Origin of the sequence: Streptomyces sp. NPDC051963 (assembly GCF_044593495.1) — a bacterium.
Taxonomy (GTDB): domain Bacteria; phylum Actinomycetota; class Actinomycetes; order Streptomycetales; family Streptomycetaceae; genus Streptomyces.
The window spans coordinates 1-16,755 of sequence record NZ_JBIUCC010000001.1; the positions used below are offsets into that span (position 1 = coordinate 1).

The following is a 16,755-nucleotide window of genomic DNA, read 5'->3' on the forward strand; positions in this document are numbered from 1 at the left end:
TCACCCCGACCTACGCCTCCTGGGCGAACCCGATCGAGGCGCACTTCGGACCACTGCGGCAGTTCACCATCGCCAACTCCCACCACCCCAACCACCCCGTGCAGACCCGGGCCATGCACGCCTACCTGCGCTGGCGCAACGCCAACGCACGCCACCGCGACGTCCTGGCCGCCGAACGCAAGGAACGCGCCCGCATCCGCAGCGAGAAAGGCATCCGCTGGGGCGGCCGACCCCTCGCTGCCACCGCAGCCTGAAAGCCCGGCGAACCTATGCACCCACAGCACTAGCCAGCCGAACTGACCAAAGTCTCGAAGCCTGAGCTATCGCAGTAAGACACTGCACGGCCCTCAGCTCCGACGTCGCCGCCGACCGCGTTGACGGTGTCATCGAGGATGTGGGTGCCACCGTGTTCAAGGCCTTCCCGGTCAAGCCTTTTGGAGGCGTCGATGGCCGCCTGCCCTGCCGATTCGGCGTTGTCGAACTCGGACGACTGGACATTCTGTTCATCACTGGCATCCGCGTCTGCCGAGCTGGTCATCGTTGCGTGCTTGGCGTCCTGCCAGGACCCCAGCTCGGTGCAGTAATCCCGTTGCCACTCCTTGGCCTGCACTGGGTCGCCTGACGAACAACTGCTCATCAGGGCAGCGACAACGACAACGACCGCTGCTCGCCCGACTGCTCGTGTGCTCCCACCGCTGTGCTGCATGGACATGCCCTCCCCGAAGCTGCAGACACAGAGTATGGATCACGAAGGTGTCACCTTGCGTCGACCTACACGCACCGCAAGCGTCTGCTCGGCGAGGAGTAAGTGCACGCCCAACCCGGCGAACCTATGCGGTCACAGCACTAGCTAGGGTCTGTGTGACGTCGTGATCAATCTTGCCGATCCGGATCCGCCCGGAAGGCGGATCCGGTAGGAAGACACGCGTGACGCGCAGACAACTCGCCAATGAGCAAAGGAAGTTGATCGAGCCGTTCCTGCCGATAGGCGAGCACGGCCCGTACCCCGAACGGCTCCGGGATCAGTTCTAGGGCGTGATCTGGCCTCCCTGTTGGAGGGCCAGATCACCGAAGCCGCCCGCCAGGGCGAGACAGACCTAGGACTCCTAACGAAATGACCTTAGAGGTGGTTAGATCACTCGGGGAACGGTGATCTGGGGAACCGGACCACCATGGTGACCACGCCGACGGCCGACGTCGGCTCTCAGGCAGCGCTCGCCCTGCTGGCCCAGACCACGCTCTCCAACCGCATCAGACCACGGACCCAGCCTCGGATGACATGTCTATGGGTGATTGAGCAGGCGGCTATGTGTCAGTCCTGCCGTCGTACGCCCGCTGGCAATTCTGGATTTCCTCGCTGTGCTCGACCGTCCAGTTGTAAAGATGCCCGAAAGGCTCGCGCAGGGACTCACCCAGCGCCGTGAGCGAGTACTCGACGCCGACCGGTGAGGTCGGCAGTACCTTCCGCTGGATCATGCCGTTCCGCTCAAGACGGCGCAGTGTCTGAGTGAGGACACGCTGCGTCACACCTTCCAAGCGGCGTTTCAGCTCATTGAACCGCATCGGCCGCTCCAGAAGCGCCATGAGCATCATCGACCACTTGTCTGCTATCTGGTCGAGGATCGGCCGGCTGGGGCAGTCCGCCCGGAAAACGATGCGTGTTCCCGCGTCAAGGCCGTGCGGGGCGGTATCCCTCATGATCCTTGGTTCTCCCAGAGTGCGTTCTTGACGGTCCCGGAGGCGTCGCCGACGGTAGGTATGCATTGCAAACCTACACATCTATCGGTAACTGACGGAGAGCCTCTTGACCACCAATGTCCACTCGACTCTGCACGTGAGCATCGAAGACGGCGTCGCCCGGATCGTCCTCGACAACCCGCCGGTGAACGTGCTCGACGCGACGATGATGCGCGAGCTCCGTACGGCGCTGGACGCCTTGAGGGGCGATTCATCGGCCCGGGTGATCGTCTTCTCCAGCGCCAACCCGGAGTTCTTCCTCGCTCATGTGGACATGCGGATCGGGGAGAGGATGGACGTTCTGGAGCAGCTCGCCGCGTCGGCGCCGACGGACGTCAACGTGTTCCAGGCCGTAGGCGAACTCCTCCGCCATCAGCCCCAGGTGACCATCGTGAAGCTCGCCGGGAAGACCCGCGGAGGCGGGGCGGAATTCGTAGCCGCAGCGGACATGGCATTCGCCGCTGCCGAGACCGCCGGAATCGGCCAGATCGAAGCGCTCATGGGCATCGTCCCCGGCGGAGGCGGAACGCAGTACCTCCGTGACCGCGTGGGCCGCAACCGTGCACTGGAGGTGGTGCTCACCGCAGACCTGTTCGATGCCGAGACCGCAGCGTCTTACGGCTGGATCAACCGGGCTCTGCCAGCCGACCAACTCGATGAGTACGTCGACCGTATCGCCGGCAATATCGCTGCCCTGCCCGATGGTGTCATCGAAGCGGCCAAGCGCGCATTGCCTGCCGAACACATCACGGACGGACTCCTCCGCGAGAACGAGGCGTGGGCCACTCAGATTGCTTTGCCCGCTGTTCAGCAATTGATAGGCCGAGGACTGCGCAACGGGGCGCAGACACCCACAGGTGAACGCGCCCTCGAGGAACTGATGCGCAGTGCCATGCGCCGGTGAGCCAGAACCAGTATCTGGGTGAGGAAAGCTTCGTGGATGTCGTCGCGTATCTCCCAGCGGATCCGCAGGCGGCGGAACCAGTGCAGATGCGCGACGACATCCACGACGCCTTCCTCACCCTCCGATGCGCACTCATCTGCTGGCGGCGACTGCGCTCCGTGTTGAGCGGCGCCGTGGGCTACTCACCCGCCGCCAGGACCGGACCCCGCCCGGTACTGAGCGACGGACCGATCCAGCCGCACCCGTTTGGCTCTGCGCTCACCCACGCCAGGTCAGCGCAGCCGTTCAGCCACCTGCCCCAGGACCTGCCTGATCAGCTGCCCGTACTCGTCATCACTCAACGCTCCGATCGAGGGAAGCTACCCGCAATGCCTTCCGGCCCGGGTGTCCTGCAGCTTGTGGGTGAAGCGGTGCATGTGGGGGTCGAGCAGCTCGTCCGACTCATCGAGCACCTGCTCATAGGTCAGCCACCGGATCGCGTTGAACTCGCCCTGGTCGTAGGAGGTGATGGTGTCAGCGTCGGCGGTGAGGAGGTACCAGAGCGAGATGTCAGTGTGTGCGCCCTGCCCTCGCGTTTCGGTGACGGTGAGGAAGAGGCGGAGCACGCCGGTGATCGGCGATGCCGTGGCGTCGCGGGAACATCCGGCTTGTGCACCCGGTAGACCGGGGCTCCGCCGGCGATCCGCTGCGCGGCAGCCTTCAGGTGCGTGCGCTCCAGGCTGTACCAGGGTCCGATGACGCCAACCAGCTCCAAAAGGCGGGCACGCAGCTGATCGCCATTGTCCGCGAGCGGATGGCCAGTTGAAGTTATCCGCGCATCCTGCCAGGAGGCACTGACAGACGACGTCGATGCCGGATCATTTCCTCAGCTTGGGCGGATTGGGTTCGCCGGGTCGGGTTGGGGTGAGCCGCCCGATGTCAGAGCCTCCCGATAACGTGCCGACAACCAGATCTGACTCTTCTTCGGGAGAACCACCGTGGACATCCTGCTCATCGCCGGCTTGTGGCTCGACGGATCGGCATGGGGCGACGTCGTGCCCGAACTCACCGCGCTCGGCCACCATCCCGTGCCGCTCACCCTCCCGGGTCAGGGCGACGGCGCCGCCTCCGCGACGCTTGACGATCAGCTGGGAGCGGTGCTCGCCGCGGTTGACGCAGCGCCCGGAAAGCCATTGGTAGTAGGGCACTCAGCAGCATCGACCCTGGCCTGGCTGGCCGCCGACGCACGACCGGAGAAGGTGGCCAAGGTCGCCCTGCTCGGCGGCTTCCCCGCCGCCGATGGGCGGGCCTACGCCGATCACTTCGAGGCCGAGGGCGGCGCTGTGCCCTTCCCGGGCTGGGAACCCTTCGAGGGCGCGGACGCCGCCGACTTGGACCAGCAGACCCGGGACCGCTTCGCGTCCGCCGCGGTTCCTGTCCCCGAGGCGGTCACCAAGGGAGTCGTACGCCTGACCAACGAGCGCCGCTTCGACGTTCCCGTGGTGGTTGTCTGCCCCGAGTTCACCCCCGCCCAGGCCGAGGAGTGGATCGCCGCCGGTGAGAGTCCTGAGCTCGCCCGTGCTACCCACCTTCAGTACGTGGACCTCGACTCGGGCCACTGGCCGATGACCACCCGCCCTCGCGAACTCGCCCGCGTGTTGGCGGAGGCCGCCAACTCCTAGTGCTGTGACCGGAAACGTCCGCCGGGGTCAGCTCGATCAGTCCGGTCGTGCTGCTTCCCACCTCCACGAGATTTGGCGAGGGAGCCCATCGAGCTCTCCGCGGCCCGTGCACCAGAGGAGTACCTGGGTGGGGTCTCCGGGCGGGGCGGCGGGGAAGAGCCGGGTGAGTACTGCTGCGCTCAGCGGTGCTGGTGGCAGCCAGTCCACGGACAGTCCCTGCGTGATGTCGTAGGTGTGCAGCAGGGTTTCCGCGACGCCCATCGCGGCGAACCCTTCGGGGTCGCACGGGCCCCAGTGCCAAGCCCTCAGGGTCGGGTTGGCTGTGGCCAGGGCGCTGCTGAGCAGTCCACCGCAGGCGGTGACGGCCTGGAGCACTTCAGCAGGCGAGGCGGTGGGGCGAACGTCCAGGTCGATGGGAAGGTAGGCGTCGGTGGGCTGTGCTGCCAACTGCCCTGCGTAGGCCAGCAGGTCATGGCCGATGTGGGCTGCTGTTTGCCAGCAAGTCCATTCGAGTGACCCAGCCGGCACCGTCCAGTCCTCGGCGGTATGGGGGCCGAGCACCCGCAGCATCTCTGCCACAGCGGCGTCGACGTTCTGATGGTCCATGCAGAGCTCCTCGCGGTCCGTGTGGTGGGACTGGGCCGGCCTGGTTGTCGATCCTTCACGCCGCCGGGCATCTGACACGTCCGCCCCAGCGGATGCCCTTCTCGCTGCCGATACTTCCACCAGCAGGAGACAACTCCCCCAGCTCAAACCAGAGGTCCATCTCACGCGAGCATGGCGACTCGGATGCGACGTGTGGCCCGGTGGTCCCTGGAAGGACTCGCCGCCGGGAAAGGTCATTTTGCGGCAGCGCTGCAACACCGCGAGACCGACCCCACGCATGACCAGGTCATTCTCGAACTCCTTGGAGGCGAAGCCCTTGTCCGCGATGATCAGCAGTCCGGGCCGGTCGGCGACCAGGTCTTCATGGACGTCGAGCATGGCCTGGAGCACTTCGCGTTCGTCGGGTTTCGGGTTCGCCAGCGCCCACAGGATCGCTCCCGAGCCCACGGAAGCTGACGTCGAGGTCGTCGACGTCCTGTCTGACGACGTCGCCCCAGAGGAATGCCGCGCTCTGGCCGAGCGAGAGCAGCAGGACTGCACGGCTCCTGGGGCGTGCTGGACATCAAGCCCCGCGGCGGCCAGGTCGCATACGTGTCAGGGTTGCACCGGCAGTTGTCAGACATCGGCAACGGCTTCCCGCCCGTACTCCCGGCTCGGGGTTGGCACCACCTCTTCCCCCAGGGACTTCCACCCCCAAGCGATCACCCATCCTGGGCGGTCGGCAATTCCGGTCGCGCGGTGGCGTCGATGGGATATCATGTCCGGGATTTCACGCGGCAGGTTCTCTGCCGCCCCGCTCGGCGCCGACACGCACCGCGTGCCCTGCCCGGAAGGAGGCGAGAGACATGGACCGTGCTGAATGCGTTGCGGCCATAGTTGCCTCCGGCCGTGTGCCCTCCCTCCTCTGCGGCGCGCGGTAACTCTTCCCCCTTCTTTTTCTTGTACTCGGCATCTTCCTGAGATGCCGTGTCCCGAGATGTCCTGGCCTGCGCGGTTCGTCGCCGCGCGGGCCCCGGGGGCGCGCGCCCGAAGACGGGCCCTTCTTTTGCTGACCACCGTGATCTCGGCACTCTCCGCCTCACGACCAGCAAGCGCGCCGCCGTAATTGACACGCGGCTGGTGAGGCAGACCCCGGGTGCTGTCCGCGGTTCCCGCTGCCCCACCGCCATGCCGTGTCCCCGTGCTGCGTGCACCGGCCCGTCGTCACCACTGCGACCGTCCCTGCCCGGCTGTCCCGACAGCACTTCGACACGAAACGTGCGTGATCGCCATGAGCAAGAAACGTCCCGGAGGGGAATCCCTCCCGTCCGCCCCTTCCACGGCCGCCGACCGTTCCCCGGACCGCGAGGTTCCCGCCGCGACTCCGGCACCGGCACCGGATCCGAAGCGCTGGTGGGCGCTGGCCGTCATCTCCCTCGCCCAGCTGATGGTGATCCTTGACGGCACCATCGTGAACATCGCGCTGCCCTCCGCCCAGCACGCTCTCGGCATGTCGGACGCCGACCGGCAGTGGGTGATCACCGCCTACACGCTGGCCTTCGGCGGGCTGCTGCTGCTCGGCGGCCGGATCGCCGATCTGGTGGGCCGCAAGCGCACCTTCGTCATCGGCCTGGCCGGGTTCGCCGCGGCCTCCGCTCTGGGCGGCGCGGCGACCGGTCCCGGGATGCTGTTCGCGGCGCGAGCCCTGCAAGGTGCGTTCGCGGCGGTCCTGGCGCCCTCGGCCCTGTCGCTGCTGACGACGACCTTCACCGACCCCAAGGAGCGGGCCAGGGCGTTCGGGGTCTACGGTGCGCTGGCCGGCGGCGGCAGCGCGGTCGGGCTGATCGTGGGCGGTCTGCTGACCGAGTACCTGAACTGGCGCTGGTCCCTGTACGTCAACGTGCCCATCGCCCTGGCCGCCCTGCTCGGCGCACCGGCCTTCCTGCGCGACCGCTCCGGCAGCCGGGGCGGGCGCCTGGACGTGCCGGGCGCGCTGCTGGGCTGCGGCGGCCTCGTCGCCCTCGTGTACGGCTTCAGCGAGGCCGAACCCCGCGGCTGGACCAGCCCGTCCGTGCTCACGCCGCTCGTGGCCGGCGTGATCCTGCTCGCCGCCTTCGTGTGGTGGCAGAGCCGCGCGGCGAGCCCGCTGCTGCCGCTGCGCATCGTCCAGGACCGTGTCCGGGCCGGATCGCTCGCGACGATGGGCCTGGCCACCATCGGCATGTTCGGCGTCTTCCTGTTCCTGACGTACTACCTGCAGGTCGTCCTCGGCTACCCGCCGGTGCGGACGGGCCTGGCCTTCGTGCCGATTTCGGCCGGCATCGTCATCGGCGCGACCCAGATCGCGGCCCGCCTGCTGCCACGCACGGCGCCGCGCACCTTGATGTCGTCCGGCATGGTGCTGGCCGCCGCCGGCATGGTGCTGCTCAGCAGCCTGACCGTGCATGCGCAGTACGTCACACACGTGCTGCCCGCCCTGCTGCTGCTCGGTCTGGGCATGGGCCTGACCTTCATGCCGGTCTACGCGACGGCCACCGCAGGCGTGCCCGCACAGGACGCCGGTGTGGCCTCGGCTGTCCTCAACACCGTTCAGCAGATGGGCGCTTCGCTGGGCACCGTACTGCTCAACACGATCGCCACCGGCGCCACCAGCCGTTACGTCCACTCGCACTCGCACGATCCGGCCCACGGCGGCGCGACCCTCGACGAAGGCATGGTGCACGGCTTCTCCGTCGCCTACTGGTGCTCGGCGGGCGTCCTGCTGCTCGCCGCCCTGGTAGCGGGCCTCACCGTACGGCACAAGACGCCGAAGCACGCCGGAAACGACGCACCCGCCTAGCGAGCCGGGGTCGTGTCCCGCCACCGTCCACCTCACCCCTCGAAGGACCCTGCATGAAACCCCTGACCGAGCACGACATCCGTACCTCGTTCGTCAACTGCTCGAAGGGCGAGGCCAAACGCCTCCCCCTGCCCAAGAACCTGACGGACCTCGACCACTGGGACGACCTGGACTTCCTGGGCTGGTTCGATCTGTCCGCGCCCGATCGCAGGTATCTCGTCGTCGAACGCGCCGATGAACTCGTCGGCCTGTCCCTGCGCTCCGCTTCCGGCAACCGCGGCTTCCTGCGCCGCAGCCTGTGCTCGCTGTGCCTGACCGCCCATCCCGGCAGCGGCGTCTCCCTCATGACCGCCCCCAAGGCAGGCCCGGCCGGCCGCGCAGGCAACTCGGTGGGCCTCTACATCTGCGCCGACCTGGACTGCTCGTTGTACGTACGGGGCAGGAAGAAGGCGGCACCGGGCGGGCGCATGGAGGAGTCCCTCACTGTCGAGCAGCAGATCGAGCGCCTGCGCGGCAACCTCGACGCGTTCGTGGAGCGGGTCTTCCACTGAGACCGACAGGGGCTCGACGGCCATCGTCGCCGGGCCCCTGTCCACTCCTTGAACCGCCGTCTCCTCGCGGCTCCTCCGGTCTTACGCGCCGCACCTCAGAGGGCGTTTGAAGTAGGCAGCGTGAAGAACGAAGACCTGCCCCCCGGCTGACAGCACCGTACGTGAAGACCGACGACGAGCCTGCGTGTCCAGCACCGTCACCGGTCACGGCCGACCACTGCGGAGTCAATCGCAAACCTGATGGAGCGTCGCTCTCGTCCGTTAGAGCCACTGGGGCTGCTCACCGACCCCGCCGAAGACGAATTCCGAACACGGCACCCAGGTTTAGGTCGTGTGAGCAGGTACGGATTCCTCTGCGGCCGGAAGTGACCATCCTGGTCGGGGAGAACAACGCGGGCAAGTCCAGCGTGATCGACGCGATGCGTCTGCTCACGGATCCTCTGGACGGGCGCCGGGTTCGCTATTTCGAGGAAGCCGACGCCCTCAAGTCCGCATCCGAACTGGGCGGCCCCGGCCTGCAAATGGACGTGGCCGACATCGGCCTGAAGCAGAGCGGCGCGGCGCGTATCTGGACGCGCTGCTGCCTGGCGGAAGCACCGTCTGGGTGCAGGGCGCAGGCCTTCCGGTCACGGGCGATCCTGCCGCGCGGGGTGGTGTGCGGCATGTCTACCTGCCAGCACTGCGCAATGCGGAGCAGGAGCTGGCCTCGGCCGGCGGTGACCGGGTGCGAATGATCCTTCGCGGGCTGCTGGGCGATGACAAGCAGGTCGACGCCTTCGTGGAATGAATCGGCACCGAGCTGAAGAAGGTAGCCGCGGCCCCGGACGTGGTCAGGGTCCGCGAGAAGATCAACGAGCCACTCTGCGACCTGACCGTCGGTGCGCATCCCCAGATGAGTGAACTGGCCCTGGCCGAGCCCACGTTCGCATCGATCGCCGGTCGCTGCGAGTGCTTTTGGGTGACGTCTCCGCGCAGCCGTTTCCATTGTCGGCGTCGGGGCTGGGGCTGGGCTACGCCAACACCCTGTTCATCGCCACGGTGATGGCAGAACTGGACGCGGCAGCCGAGGCCGACCTGACCGTGCTGCTGGTCGAGGAACCCGAGGCGACCTGCATCCACAGCTGCAGACCTTGCTGCTGTGCTACCTGCAACGGCGGGCACGGGCCTCGCGGCGCCGGCCTGCCGGTGACCCGGCTCAGCCGGCCGGCATCTGCAGGTGGTGGTCACCACCCACTCCCCCATTCTGTCGGCCCCGGCCGGCGTTCAGAATCTGGTGGTCATGGCACGCCGCCCAAGCAGGTTGTCGGACGGCTGGCAGGCGCGGCCTCTGCCCATTCCCCGGCTGCGATTGAACCTGGACGGGTGCGGCATCTGGACCGCTGTCCAGATGCCACGGAGAGTGCCCTGCTGTTCGCCTCGCGGGCGATCCTGGTGGAGGGCATTTCCGAGCTTCTACTGCTGCCCGCTCTGGCCGCCTGGCCGCGGCGCCCCGGACCCTGGAGCCGGCCCCGTGGTCAGAGAACAACATCATCGCCCTGCGGGCGGCGTTCATCCGCTGCGCGCCGCGCTCGGAGGAGCGCTGGGAGCAGGTCGTCCAGGCGGACGATCCCGCGGTGGCATTCGGGGAGCTGTTCGTCCCGAAGGCCAGCCGGACCGTTACCGGAGCTGACGGAGAACTCGCGAAGAGAACGCTCATCTCCAAGGGGGAGTTCGCGCAGCAACTCACCGACGTGCTGGCCGACCGGACGGTGCCGTTCACCGTGCCCGCCTATCAGGCATTCTCTGGGGGGTCCAACCATTGCAAGAGCGCGTCGCTCACATTGATGCTGCTCAACGCTGATGTGGCTGACTCCATGGACTGCAACAGCTGTGGCGCTATGCCTCGTTCAGGTGATGGTGAGGTGTTCGTCGAGCTCAGCTCCGTGCCTGGGTCTGAAGCGCCGCACGGCAGCGGCCGCGCGCTGCATGAATGCGTGCGTACGCGGCTCACACGTAGTCCCGGTGAGGCCCGGGGATGTCAGCGAAGTCAGCGTGCGCCGCCTCGACGGCCTCGGGATACATCCGTCTGTGTACGTGCTCGGTGAGCGCGCTGGCATCGCCGGTGTTCAGGGGAAGCGCAGGGTGAGGGTGAGTCCACCTTCTTGGCCGGGCCGTGCTGTGAGGGTGGCGTGGTGGGCCTGGGCGATGGAGGCGGAGATGGAGAGCCCCAGGCCATGGCCTGTGGTGGCGGTGCGGTCTGCGTCGAGCCGCCGGAAGGGCTCGAAGAGGTCGGGGATGCGGTAGGCGGGGATGCGGGGGCCCGTGTTGGTCACCGTCATGGTGGCGGCGGCGAGTTGCACGAGGACCTGGCCGCCGGGGTGGTTGTACTGGACGGCGTTGCGGATCAGGTTTGCGAGCAGGTGCCGCAGCAGGACTGGGTCGCCGGGAACGACCAGCGGCGTAGCGGCATCGACTTCGATGTGCAGGCCGCCGTCCGCTGCGAGTGGGGCGAGCTCGGCGGTCACGAGCCGGGCGGTAGCCGTGAGGTCCACGGGCTCGGTCTTGTCCAGTCCGCGGTCGCTGCGGGCCAGCAGCAGGAGTGAGTTGATGAGTTGCTCCGCCTCCCGGTTGGCGGTGAGCAAATCTTCACGGACGTCGGTGAGGCCGCCCGGCAGGGGGTCGGCGAGGCCGACCTGGAGGGTGGTGCGCTGGACGGCCAAGGGGGTTTTGAGTTCGTGGGAGGCGTTGGCGACGAAGCGGCGTTGGCTCTCGAAGGATGTCTCGAGCCGGTCGAGCATGGTGTCGAAGGTGTCGGCGAGGCGGTGGAGTTCGTCGTCGGGACCGGTCAGTGCGAGGCGTTGATGGAGGTTGTGTTCGCTGATTCGGCGCGCGGCTTCGGTCATGGAGGCGACGGGGCGCAGTGCCCGTCTGGCGAGCCACCAGCCGAGGAGGCCGGCGATCAGTGCCATGACGATGAGGCCGACGGCGGACCAGAGCACCATCTGACGTAGAGCTGTGTCCTGGACGGCCTGCACGGTCTGGTCGATCTTCTGGAGCATGGCGACGTCGCTCGGCGGAACAGGGGTAAGGCCCGGGCTGGTCGGGTGCCCGGGTTCGAAAGAGGTGTCCTGTCCCTTCGGCAAGTTGCCGTAGGTGACGGAGATGCTCTGGACCTGCTTGGCGGTTCCGTAGCGGGCGAGCAGTACGACGAAGGCGAGAAGGAAGGTGCCGGTGAGCAGGAAGAGCCCGGAGAAGGCGATGGCCAGGCGGGTACGGAAGGGCAGCCGGCTCAGGAGTGCTCGGGGGGTCAGTCGCACAGCCGGTACCCTTCGCCCTTGTCGGTGAGGATCAGGCAGGATTCACCGAGCTTGCCGCGCAGGCGGCTGACGGTGGTGCGGACCACGCCGGTGCGAGGGTCGAGGTGTTCGTCCCAGACGGTGCGGACGATCTCGTCATGGGCCACCGGTGCCCCGCCGGCCCGTATCAGCAGGCGCAGCACTGCGGTTTCCTTCGGTGACAGCTCCAGCGGATTCCCGTCCACGGACACTTCGCACCGCGTCTCGTCCAGGGTGATGTTCCCGAAAATTAGCACCGTGGGCGGAGGCTTGGGAGCGCGCCGGCCCAGTGCCCGCACCCGGGCGACGAGTTCGGTGAAGTCGAAGGGTTTGGCCAGGTAGTCGTCGGCGCCGAGCGTGGTCAGGCCGTAGATCTTGTCAGTGAGTTCGCCGGCCGCCGTGAGCATCAGGATCCGGGGTGGATCGGTGAGCTCGCGCAGTCGTCTGCAGACCTCGTCGCCGCTCATGACCGGTAGGTCGCGGTCGAGGATCAGCACGTCGTAGGCGGTGAGCAGGCCCATCCGCTCGGCCTCTCCACCTGTGGCGGCGATGTCGACGGCCATCGCCTGGCGGCGCAGACCGGTGGCGATGGTGCGGGCGAGAACGCGGTGATCCTCGGCTACCAGGACTCTCATGACTCCAGGAAATCAAGATCCTGATTGCAGCCGGATAAAGACGCGGCGCCATGTGCCGCGAGTCGACCGGCACCTGGGGGCCAGCCGTGCGAGAAGGGACCCTTATGTCGCTGTAACACGCTTATCTTCCTGCAAACATCAGACTGCTTTCCTCTGGGGCATGAACTTCGTCAAGCGCGCAGGGATGAGCCTTGGTGCCAGAAGATCCAAGACCGCCGCCTTGCTCGCGATCTTCCTCGTCATCTGCACCCTGCTCCTGGGTGGCTTCCTGCTGCAGGCCGCCGCCGGCCGCCAGGAGGCCGCTGCGCAGCGCACCATCGGTGTCGACGTGACGGTCAGGAAGAAGGGGCTCACCCCGGCCCTGACCGACCGGCTCGGCGCACTGGACATGGTTCACCGCTACAACGCGGAACTCGCGGTCCAGGCAGCTACGAAGGACTTCGCGCCACTGACGTCGAAGGTTCCGGAGCCGGGCGGAGCAGCGGCAAGGAAGAAGGACAAGGGCGCACTGGCCGTGAACGGAGTGCGCGACTCGGGCATGCTGCTGCCCTTCTCGTACGGCTCGACGAAGATCACGGCAGGCCGCGGCATCACCCCGGATGACGAGGGACGCGACGTCGCGGTGATCGAGCAGCGTCTGGCGGCCAAGAACCGTCTGGAGGTGGGCGACACCGTCCAGGTGGAGTCGACGGACGGCAAGCACACTTCGGCTGTGAAGGTCGTCGGCATCTTCCAGGACCCCGCCCAGGATCCGACGATGTGGGTTGCGCCGCATGAACTGCCCGGGAACACGCTGTACGTCCCGGCGGGTATCGCGAAGAAGCTGACCACCGGTACCGCGACAGTCCGCGAGGCGGTGCTCAAGATCGGCTCGCCGGACCAGGCCCGGCAACTGCACGCCGATGTCGAGCATCTCCTGGGCAGGGGCGGCTTCGAGTTCCGCGTCAACGACAAGTCGTACCGGGACCAGGTCCGCCCGATCCAGCGGGTCGGCACGTTCGCGGGACTGATTGTCTGGGTGATCGCCCTGGCCGGCGCTCTGATCCTGGGCCTCATCGTGATGCTGCAGATCCGCGAGCGGCGAGCCGAACTCGGAGTGCTGCTCTCGATGGGTGAGAACAAGTGGAAACTCATCGGCCAGCATGCCGTGGAAGTGGCGGCTGTGACCCTGCCCGCCGTCGCGCTCGCCGCTCTGGCCGGCTCGCTGACCGGACAGTCCGCGGGTGACGCCTTCCTGGGCCGCCAGAACGACACGCCGGTCTCGGCTGCCCGCGCCCCGGACACCGGGATCGCCCCGCCCACGGTGCGGGTCGAGGCAGCCGATGTCGGCAAGGTCGCCGGTATCGCGCTGGGAATCTCCCTGGTCTCCACCGTCATCCCTGGCATCGGGATCCTGCGCCTGCACCCCCGCTCCATCCTCACCGACACCGAATGACCGACTTGCTTCACCAGACAGTGAATCGCCGCCACGCACCGAGAGAGCCGATCCCCTTGAACTTCGTCAAACGCACAGGGTTCAGCCTGTGGGCCCGCAGGGGCCGCACCCTGATCACGCTCGCCACCTTCCTCGTCATCTCCGTGATGGTGCTGGCAGGTGTCCTGATCAACGGCGCGACGGCCCGGGCTGAACAGGACGCCAAGCGCTCCGTGGGCGCCGAGGTCAACCTCGACGTGGACATGAACCAGATGGGCAACGGCGCCCAACTCCAGGCACCGAGCATCGACGCCAGGACCGTCGACAAGATCGGATCCCTGCCTCAGGTGCAGAAATACACCTACTCGATGTGGGACCGCGCCCTCCTCACCGGCAAGAACAAACTGGTCGACGGCGGGCCGAAAGACCCCATGGGCCCGGGCGGAACCATCGGAATGGGTGTCCTGGACTCCTCCCTGCTGCCCGACTTCCGCAGCGGCAAGTCCACCCTCGTGTCCGGTGAACACATCACAGCCGCCGACAAGGACAAGAAGCAGCTCCTGATCGAGGAGCGCCTGGCCCAGCAGAACGGCCTCAAGGTCGGCGACAATCTCACTCTCACCGGCAACGACGAGAAGACCACCGGCGAGTTCACCGTGGGCGGCATCTACCGCGACCCGCGCCCCACCACCGACGCCGACCCCGAATACGGCATCAGCCCGGCCAACATGATCTACGGATCAGTTGGCGGCCTCGCCGCCCTCGGCGCCGAGGGCAACGGGCCGAGGAAGGTCGGCAAGGCGACGTTCCTCCTGAACGACGCCGACGCACAGCACTCGTTCAAATCCGAGGCGAAGCAGATCGCCGGCAAGGCATTGACCGGCTTCAAGCTGGACGCAAACGACAAGGCCGTCCAGCAGATGACGGGCCCGCTCAAGAGCATCCGCTCCACAGCCACCCTCGCCATGTGGCTCATGGGCCTCGCGGGCGCCGCCGTACTCGCCCTCTTGGCCAACCTCGCCGTCAAGCAACGCCGCAGGGAGTACGGCGTCCTGCTGGCGATGGGCGAGAAGAAGAGCAAACTCATCGCCCAACAGGTTCTGGAGATCGTGGTAGTTGCCGTCATCGCCATCGGCCTGAGCTCGCTCTTCGCCCCGAAGCTGACACAGAGCGCCGGCCAGGCCCTCCTCGGCAAGGAAGCCTCCGCCGCCGAGCAGAAGCTCGACTCCTGGAAGCCTCCGCCCCCCAGCAGCACCGGACTCGACCAGGGCAACGACCCCAACGACAAGCCCGTCGAGAACGCCGACCCGATCAACCACATCACCGTGGCACTCGACCCGGCAGACCTCGCCACCGTCGGCGCCGCCGGGCTCGGGATCGGCCTCCTCGCCACCGCCGTCCCCGCCGCGTCCGTACTGCGCCTGAGTCCCCGCACCATCCTCACGAAGGGCAAGTGACCCAGCATGACGAGCACCACCACGGCCCCGTCCGTCCTGCGCCTCGCCGGTGTCAGCCACACCTACTCGGGCCAGCGCCGCCGGACCACGGTCCTCAAGGACGTCGACTACACCTTCGAACGAGGCACCTTCTACACGATCCTGGGCCCCTCCGGCAGCGGCAAAACCACCCTGCTCTCGCTCGCCAGCGGCCTCGACACCCCTACCAAGGGCACGATCACCTTCGACGGACAGGACCTCACCGAACTCGGGCTCGGCCGCTACCGCAACAAGCACGCCGCCACGGTCTTCCAGCAGTACAACCTCCTCACCTATATGACCGCCCTCCAGAACGTCACCTGCGCCATGGAGATCACCGGCACGAAACCCGCGACAGGAAGCCGCAGGGCGCGAGCCCTGCAGCTTCTGGAGAACATCGGCCTCAACAAGGCGATGGCCACCCGCAACGTCCTGCAGCTCTCCGGCGGCCAGCAACAGCGCGTCGCCATCGCCCGAGCCCTCGCCTGCGACGTCGACATCCTCTTCGCCGACGAACCCACTGGCAACCTCGACGAGGACACCGCCCAGGGCATCATCGACACCTTCCGTGACCTCGCCCACCAGCAGGACAAATGCGTGGTCGTCGTCACTCACTCCCAACAGCTGGCCGCCCAGTCCGACCGCATCCTCACCCTGCGCAAAGGCAAACTCACGGAACAGGTCAACGCCCGATGAACACCCGCGCCCACGCAGTACTGGCATCCGCTGCCGTGCCCCTGCTCGCCCTCGCTCTGGCCGCCTGCGGCAACCCCTCGGAACACTCCCCAGTCGCCACCGGACGGCCGGCACCGCCCCAACAGCAGCCGACCGGCCGCGTAGACGGAGGGGACGTCAGCGGGGACGAGGAGCCACTCACCAACTTGCCGGACGACTGGCTCGAATCCATGCAGCAGTACGCAGACTGCCTCAACCAGAACGGAGCCCAGAACATCAAGGTCGACAAAAGCCGCGGCGGACTGGACCTGAACTCCGAGCTGCCTCCGGAAGCCGTGCGCAAATGCATCCAGTACAACCCCGTAAGCAAGGAAGGCGGCGCCGAGGAGAAGCGACCTTGACTCCGGACAACACTCCGAAACCTCCGTAGCCGGCGCGGCTATACGTGGCCGTGCTCACGGATTCCTCGCTGCTCAGGACCCTTGGGCACACAGCAGTCGGTCAAACTGTGCGTCAGCTTCTATCGGGCGCACCCCGGTTCACAGCCCGGGTCAGGTCACGCTGGGCGGCTCGCGCGGCCTGGAGCGGCGGTCACCCCGCGGCCGGACGCTTCTCAGACGGCCTGGCCGAGCGTCTCGGAGAGACGCTCGGCCAACTGCCGTATGCGTGCGGTATGCCGCTGGTTGCGGCCGAGGGCGTTGGCGAGGTCAGTTTGCAGAGAGGCGCGGGCGACGGCAGCGACCGTGATGTCGTCGTGCTTCTTCAGCATGGTGCCCAGGGCTTTGAGGACGCGTTCGCGGCGGCGGGCTGAGTCCGCTCGTTTTCCCTTGATCATGGGGCTGGGTCATGCGAGGGCCTCTCGGGACGAAGATCAGGCAGTGGTGGAGTATGGCGGTGCATCCCAAGCGAGACCACTCGGCGATTGCGGCGGACTACCGCGATGGCCCGCTGGATCAGCCGGCGGA

At 67.3% G+C, this 16,755-nt stretch carries 17 protein-coding genes and 2 pseudogenes; 11 read left to right on the forward strand and 8 right to left on the reverse strand.

Features of this window, described 5'->3' with window-relative positions; genetic code table 11:
• A pseudogene (locus ACIHFB_RS00005) lies at positions 1 to 254 on the forward strand (IS630 family transposase); the annotation flags it as partial.
• 29 nt (positions 255 to 283) lie between these two features.
• On the opposite strand, the gene ACIHFB_RS00010 reads toward ACIHFB_RS00005, so the two are convergent.
• Together ACIHFB_RS00010 and ACIHFB_RS00015 are read right to left on the reverse strand one after the other, a co-directional pair.
• Positions 284 to 610, reverse strand: a complete 327-nt coding sequence (locus tag ACIHFB_RS00010; protein WP_400124556.1) for a hypothetical protein — start codon at positions 608 to 610, stop codon at positions 284 to 286.
• A 695-nt stretch (positions 611 to 1,305) separates the two neighbouring features.
• Entirely contained in the window at positions 1,306 to 1,698 is a 393-nt protein-coding gene (locus tag ACIHFB_RS00015) for a winged helix-turn-helix transcriptional regulator (protein ID WP_400124559.1), read from the reverse strand.
• A 136-nt stretch (positions 1,699 to 1,834) separates the two neighbouring features.
• Between ACIHFB_RS00015 and ACIHFB_RS00020 the strand changes: the two genes are divergently transcribed.
• Entirely contained in the window at positions 1,835 to 2,641 is an 807-nt protein-coding gene (locus ACIHFB_RS00020) for an enoyl-CoA hydratase/isomerase family protein (protein WP_400124562.1), read from the forward strand.
• Here ACIHFB_RS00020 and ACIHFB_RS00025 read toward each other — a convergent pair.
• Positions 2,620 to 2,736: pseudogene (locus ACIHFB_RS00025) on the reverse strand (IS5/IS1182 family transposase); the annotation flags it as partial. The gene ACIHFB_RS00020 and the pseudogene ACIHFB_RS00025 overlap by 22 nt on opposite strands.
• Before the next feature lie 264 nt (positions 2,737 to 3,000).
• A complete protein-coding gene (locus ACIHFB_RS00030) occupies positions 3,001 to 3,246 on the reverse strand; it encodes a hypothetical protein (RefSeq protein WP_365288579.1) in 246 nt (81 codons plus the stop codon).
• 372 nt (positions 3,247 to 3,618) lie between these two features.
• On the opposite strand from ACIHFB_RS00030, the gene ACIHFB_RS00035 reads away from it, so the two are divergent.
• A complete protein-coding gene (locus tag ACIHFB_RS00035) occupies positions 3,619 to 4,302 on the forward strand; it encodes an alpha/beta hydrolase (protein WP_365288578.1) in 684 nt (227 codons plus the stop codon).
• 36 nt (positions 4,303 to 4,338) lie between these two features.
• Here ACIHFB_RS00035 and ACIHFB_RS00040 read toward each other — a convergent pair whose 3' ends face one another.
• The gene (locus ACIHFB_RS00040; RefSeq protein ID WP_400124567.1) at positions 4,339 to 4,908 is read right to left on the reverse strand and encodes a maleylpyruvate isomerase N-terminal domain-containing protein; all 570 of its coding nucleotides are present in this window, start codon (positions 4,906 to 4,908) and stop codon (positions 4,339 to 4,341) included.
• 183 nt (positions 4,909 to 5,091) lie between these two features.
• Here ACIHFB_RS00040 and ACIHFB_RS00045 point away from each other — a divergent pair, with 183 nt between their 5' ends.
• The 4 genes from ACIHFB_RS00045 to ACIHFB_RS00060 all read left to right on the forward strand — a co-directional run bounded on the left by ACIHFB_RS00045 (position 5,092) and on the right by ACIHFB_RS00060 (position 9,011).
• Positions 5,092 to 5,364 (forward strand): hypothetical protein, encoded by a 273-nt coding sequence (locus ACIHFB_RS00045; protein WP_365288574.1) that lies wholly within the window; start codon positions 5,092 to 5,094, stop codon positions 5,362 to 5,364.
• Between the two features lie 814 nt (positions 5,365 to 6,178).
• On the forward strand, positions 6,179 to 7,726 hold the full coding sequence (locus ACIHFB_RS00050; RefSeq protein WP_400124570.1) for an MFS transporter: 1,548 nt from the start codon (positions 6,179 to 6,181) through the stop codon (positions 7,724 to 7,726).
• A 53-nt stretch (positions 7,727 to 7,779) separates the two neighbouring features.
• Positions 7,780 to 8,277, forward strand: coding sequence for an FBP domain-containing protein (locus ACIHFB_RS00055; protein WP_365288570.1), 498 nt, complete (start codon positions 7,780 to 7,782; stop codon positions 8,275 to 8,277).
• A 161-nt stretch (positions 8,278 to 8,438) separates the two neighbouring features.
• A complete protein-coding gene (locus ACIHFB_RS00060) occupies positions 8,439 to 9,011 on the forward strand; it encodes an AAA family ATPase (protein ID WP_400124574.1) in 573 nt (190 codons plus the stop codon).
• Between the two features lie 1,371 nt (positions 9,012 to 10,382).
• Here the strand turns inward: ACIHFB_RS00060 and ACIHFB_RS00065 are convergent.
• Positions 10,383 to 11,573, reverse strand: a complete 1,191-nt coding sequence (locus tag ACIHFB_RS00065; RefSeq protein ID WP_400124577.1) for a sensor histidine kinase — start codon at positions 11,571 to 11,573, stop codon at positions 10,383 to 10,385.
• Positions 11,564 to 12,226, reverse strand: coding sequence for a response regulator transcription factor (locus tag ACIHFB_RS00070; RefSeq protein ID WP_400124580.1), 663 nt, complete (start codon positions 12,224 to 12,226; stop codon positions 11,564 to 11,566). Before ACIHFB_RS00070 ends, ACIHFB_RS00065 begins: the two co-directional genes overlap by 10 nt.
• Positions 12,227 to 12,386: 160 nt before the next feature.
• On the opposite strand from ACIHFB_RS00070, the gene ACIHFB_RS00075 reads away from it, so the two are divergent.
• The 4 genes from ACIHFB_RS00075 to ACIHFB_RS00090 are packed head-to-tail and all read left to right on the forward strand — an operon-like array spanning position 12,387 to position 16,191.
• Positions 12,387 to 13,661, forward strand: coding sequence for an ABC transporter permease (locus ACIHFB_RS00075; RefSeq protein WP_400124582.1), 1,275 nt, complete (start codon positions 12,387 to 12,389; stop codon positions 13,659 to 13,661).
• Between the two features lie 56 nt (positions 13,662 to 13,717).
• On the forward strand, positions 13,718 to 15,097 hold the full coding sequence (locus ACIHFB_RS00080; protein WP_400124585.1) for an FtsX-like permease family protein: 1,380 nt from the start codon (positions 13,718 to 13,720) through the stop codon (positions 15,095 to 15,097).
• 6 nt (positions 15,098 to 15,103) lie between these two features.
• The gene (locus ACIHFB_RS00085) at positions 15,104 to 15,811 is read left to right on the forward strand and encodes an ABC transporter ATP-binding protein (protein WP_365288558.1); all 708 of its coding nucleotides are present in this window, start codon (positions 15,104 to 15,106) and stop codon (positions 15,809 to 15,811) included.
• The gene (locus ACIHFB_RS00090) at positions 15,808 to 16,191 is read left to right on the forward strand and encodes a hypothetical protein (protein WP_365288557.1); all 384 of its coding nucleotides are present in this window, start codon (positions 15,808 to 15,810) and stop codon (positions 16,189 to 16,191) included. Before ACIHFB_RS00085 ends, ACIHFB_RS00090 begins: the two co-directional genes overlap by 4 nt.
• A gap of 212 nt (positions 16,192 to 16,403) precedes the next feature.
• Here the strand turns inward: ACIHFB_RS00090 and ACIHFB_RS00095 are convergent, their stop codons facing one another.
• Positions 16,404 to 16,625, reverse strand: coding sequence for a hypothetical protein (locus ACIHFB_RS00095; protein ID WP_365288555.1), 222 nt, complete (start codon positions 16,623 to 16,625; stop codon positions 16,404 to 16,406).
• Between the last annotated feature and the right edge of the window lie 130 nt (positions 16,626 to 16,755).

Excerpts from the sequence above, each read along its gene's own strand:
- ACIHFB_RS00015 (WP_400124559.1), bottom strand. The coding sequence starts at position 1,698 with ATGAGGGATACCGCCCCGCACGGCCTTGACGCGGGAACACGCATCGTT.
- ACIHFB_RS00040 (WP_400124567.1), bottom strand. The coding sequence starts at position 4,908 with ATGGACCATCAGAACGTCGACGCCGCTGTGGCAGAGATGCTGCGGGTG.
- ACIHFB_RS00045 (WP_365288574.1), top strand. The coding sequence starts at position 5,092 with ATGCGACGTGTGGCCCGGTGGTCCCTGGAAGGACTCGCCGCCGGGAAA.
- ACIHFB_RS00050 (WP_400124570.1), top strand. The coding sequence starts at position 6,179 with ATGAGCAAGAAACGTCCCGGAGGGGAATCCCTCCCGTCCGCCCCTTCC.
- ACIHFB_RS00055 (WP_365288570.1), top strand. The coding sequence starts at position 7,780 with ATGAAACCCCTGACCGAGCACGACATCCGTACCTCGTTCGTCAACTGC.
- ACIHFB_RS00070 (WP_400124580.1), bottom strand. The coding sequence starts at position 12,226 with ATGAGAGTCCTGGTAGCCGAGGATCACCGCGTTCTCGCCCGCACCATC.
- ACIHFB_RS00075 (WP_400124582.1), top strand. The coding sequence starts at position 12,387 with ATGAACTTCGTCAAGCGCGCAGGGATGAGCCTTGGTGCCAGAAGATCC.
- ACIHFB_RS00085 (WP_365288558.1), top strand. The coding sequence starts at position 15,104 with ATGACGAGCACCACCACGGCCCCGTCCGTCCTGCGCCTCGCCGGTGTC.
- ACIHFB_RS00090 (WP_365288557.1), top strand. The coding sequence starts at position 15,808 with ATGAACACCCGCGCCCACGCAGTACTGGCATCCGCTGCCGTGCCCCTG.
- ACIHFB_RS00095 (WP_365288555.1), bottom strand. The coding sequence starts at position 16,625 with ATGATCAAGGGAAAACGAGCGGACTCAGCCCGCCGCCGCGAACGCGTC.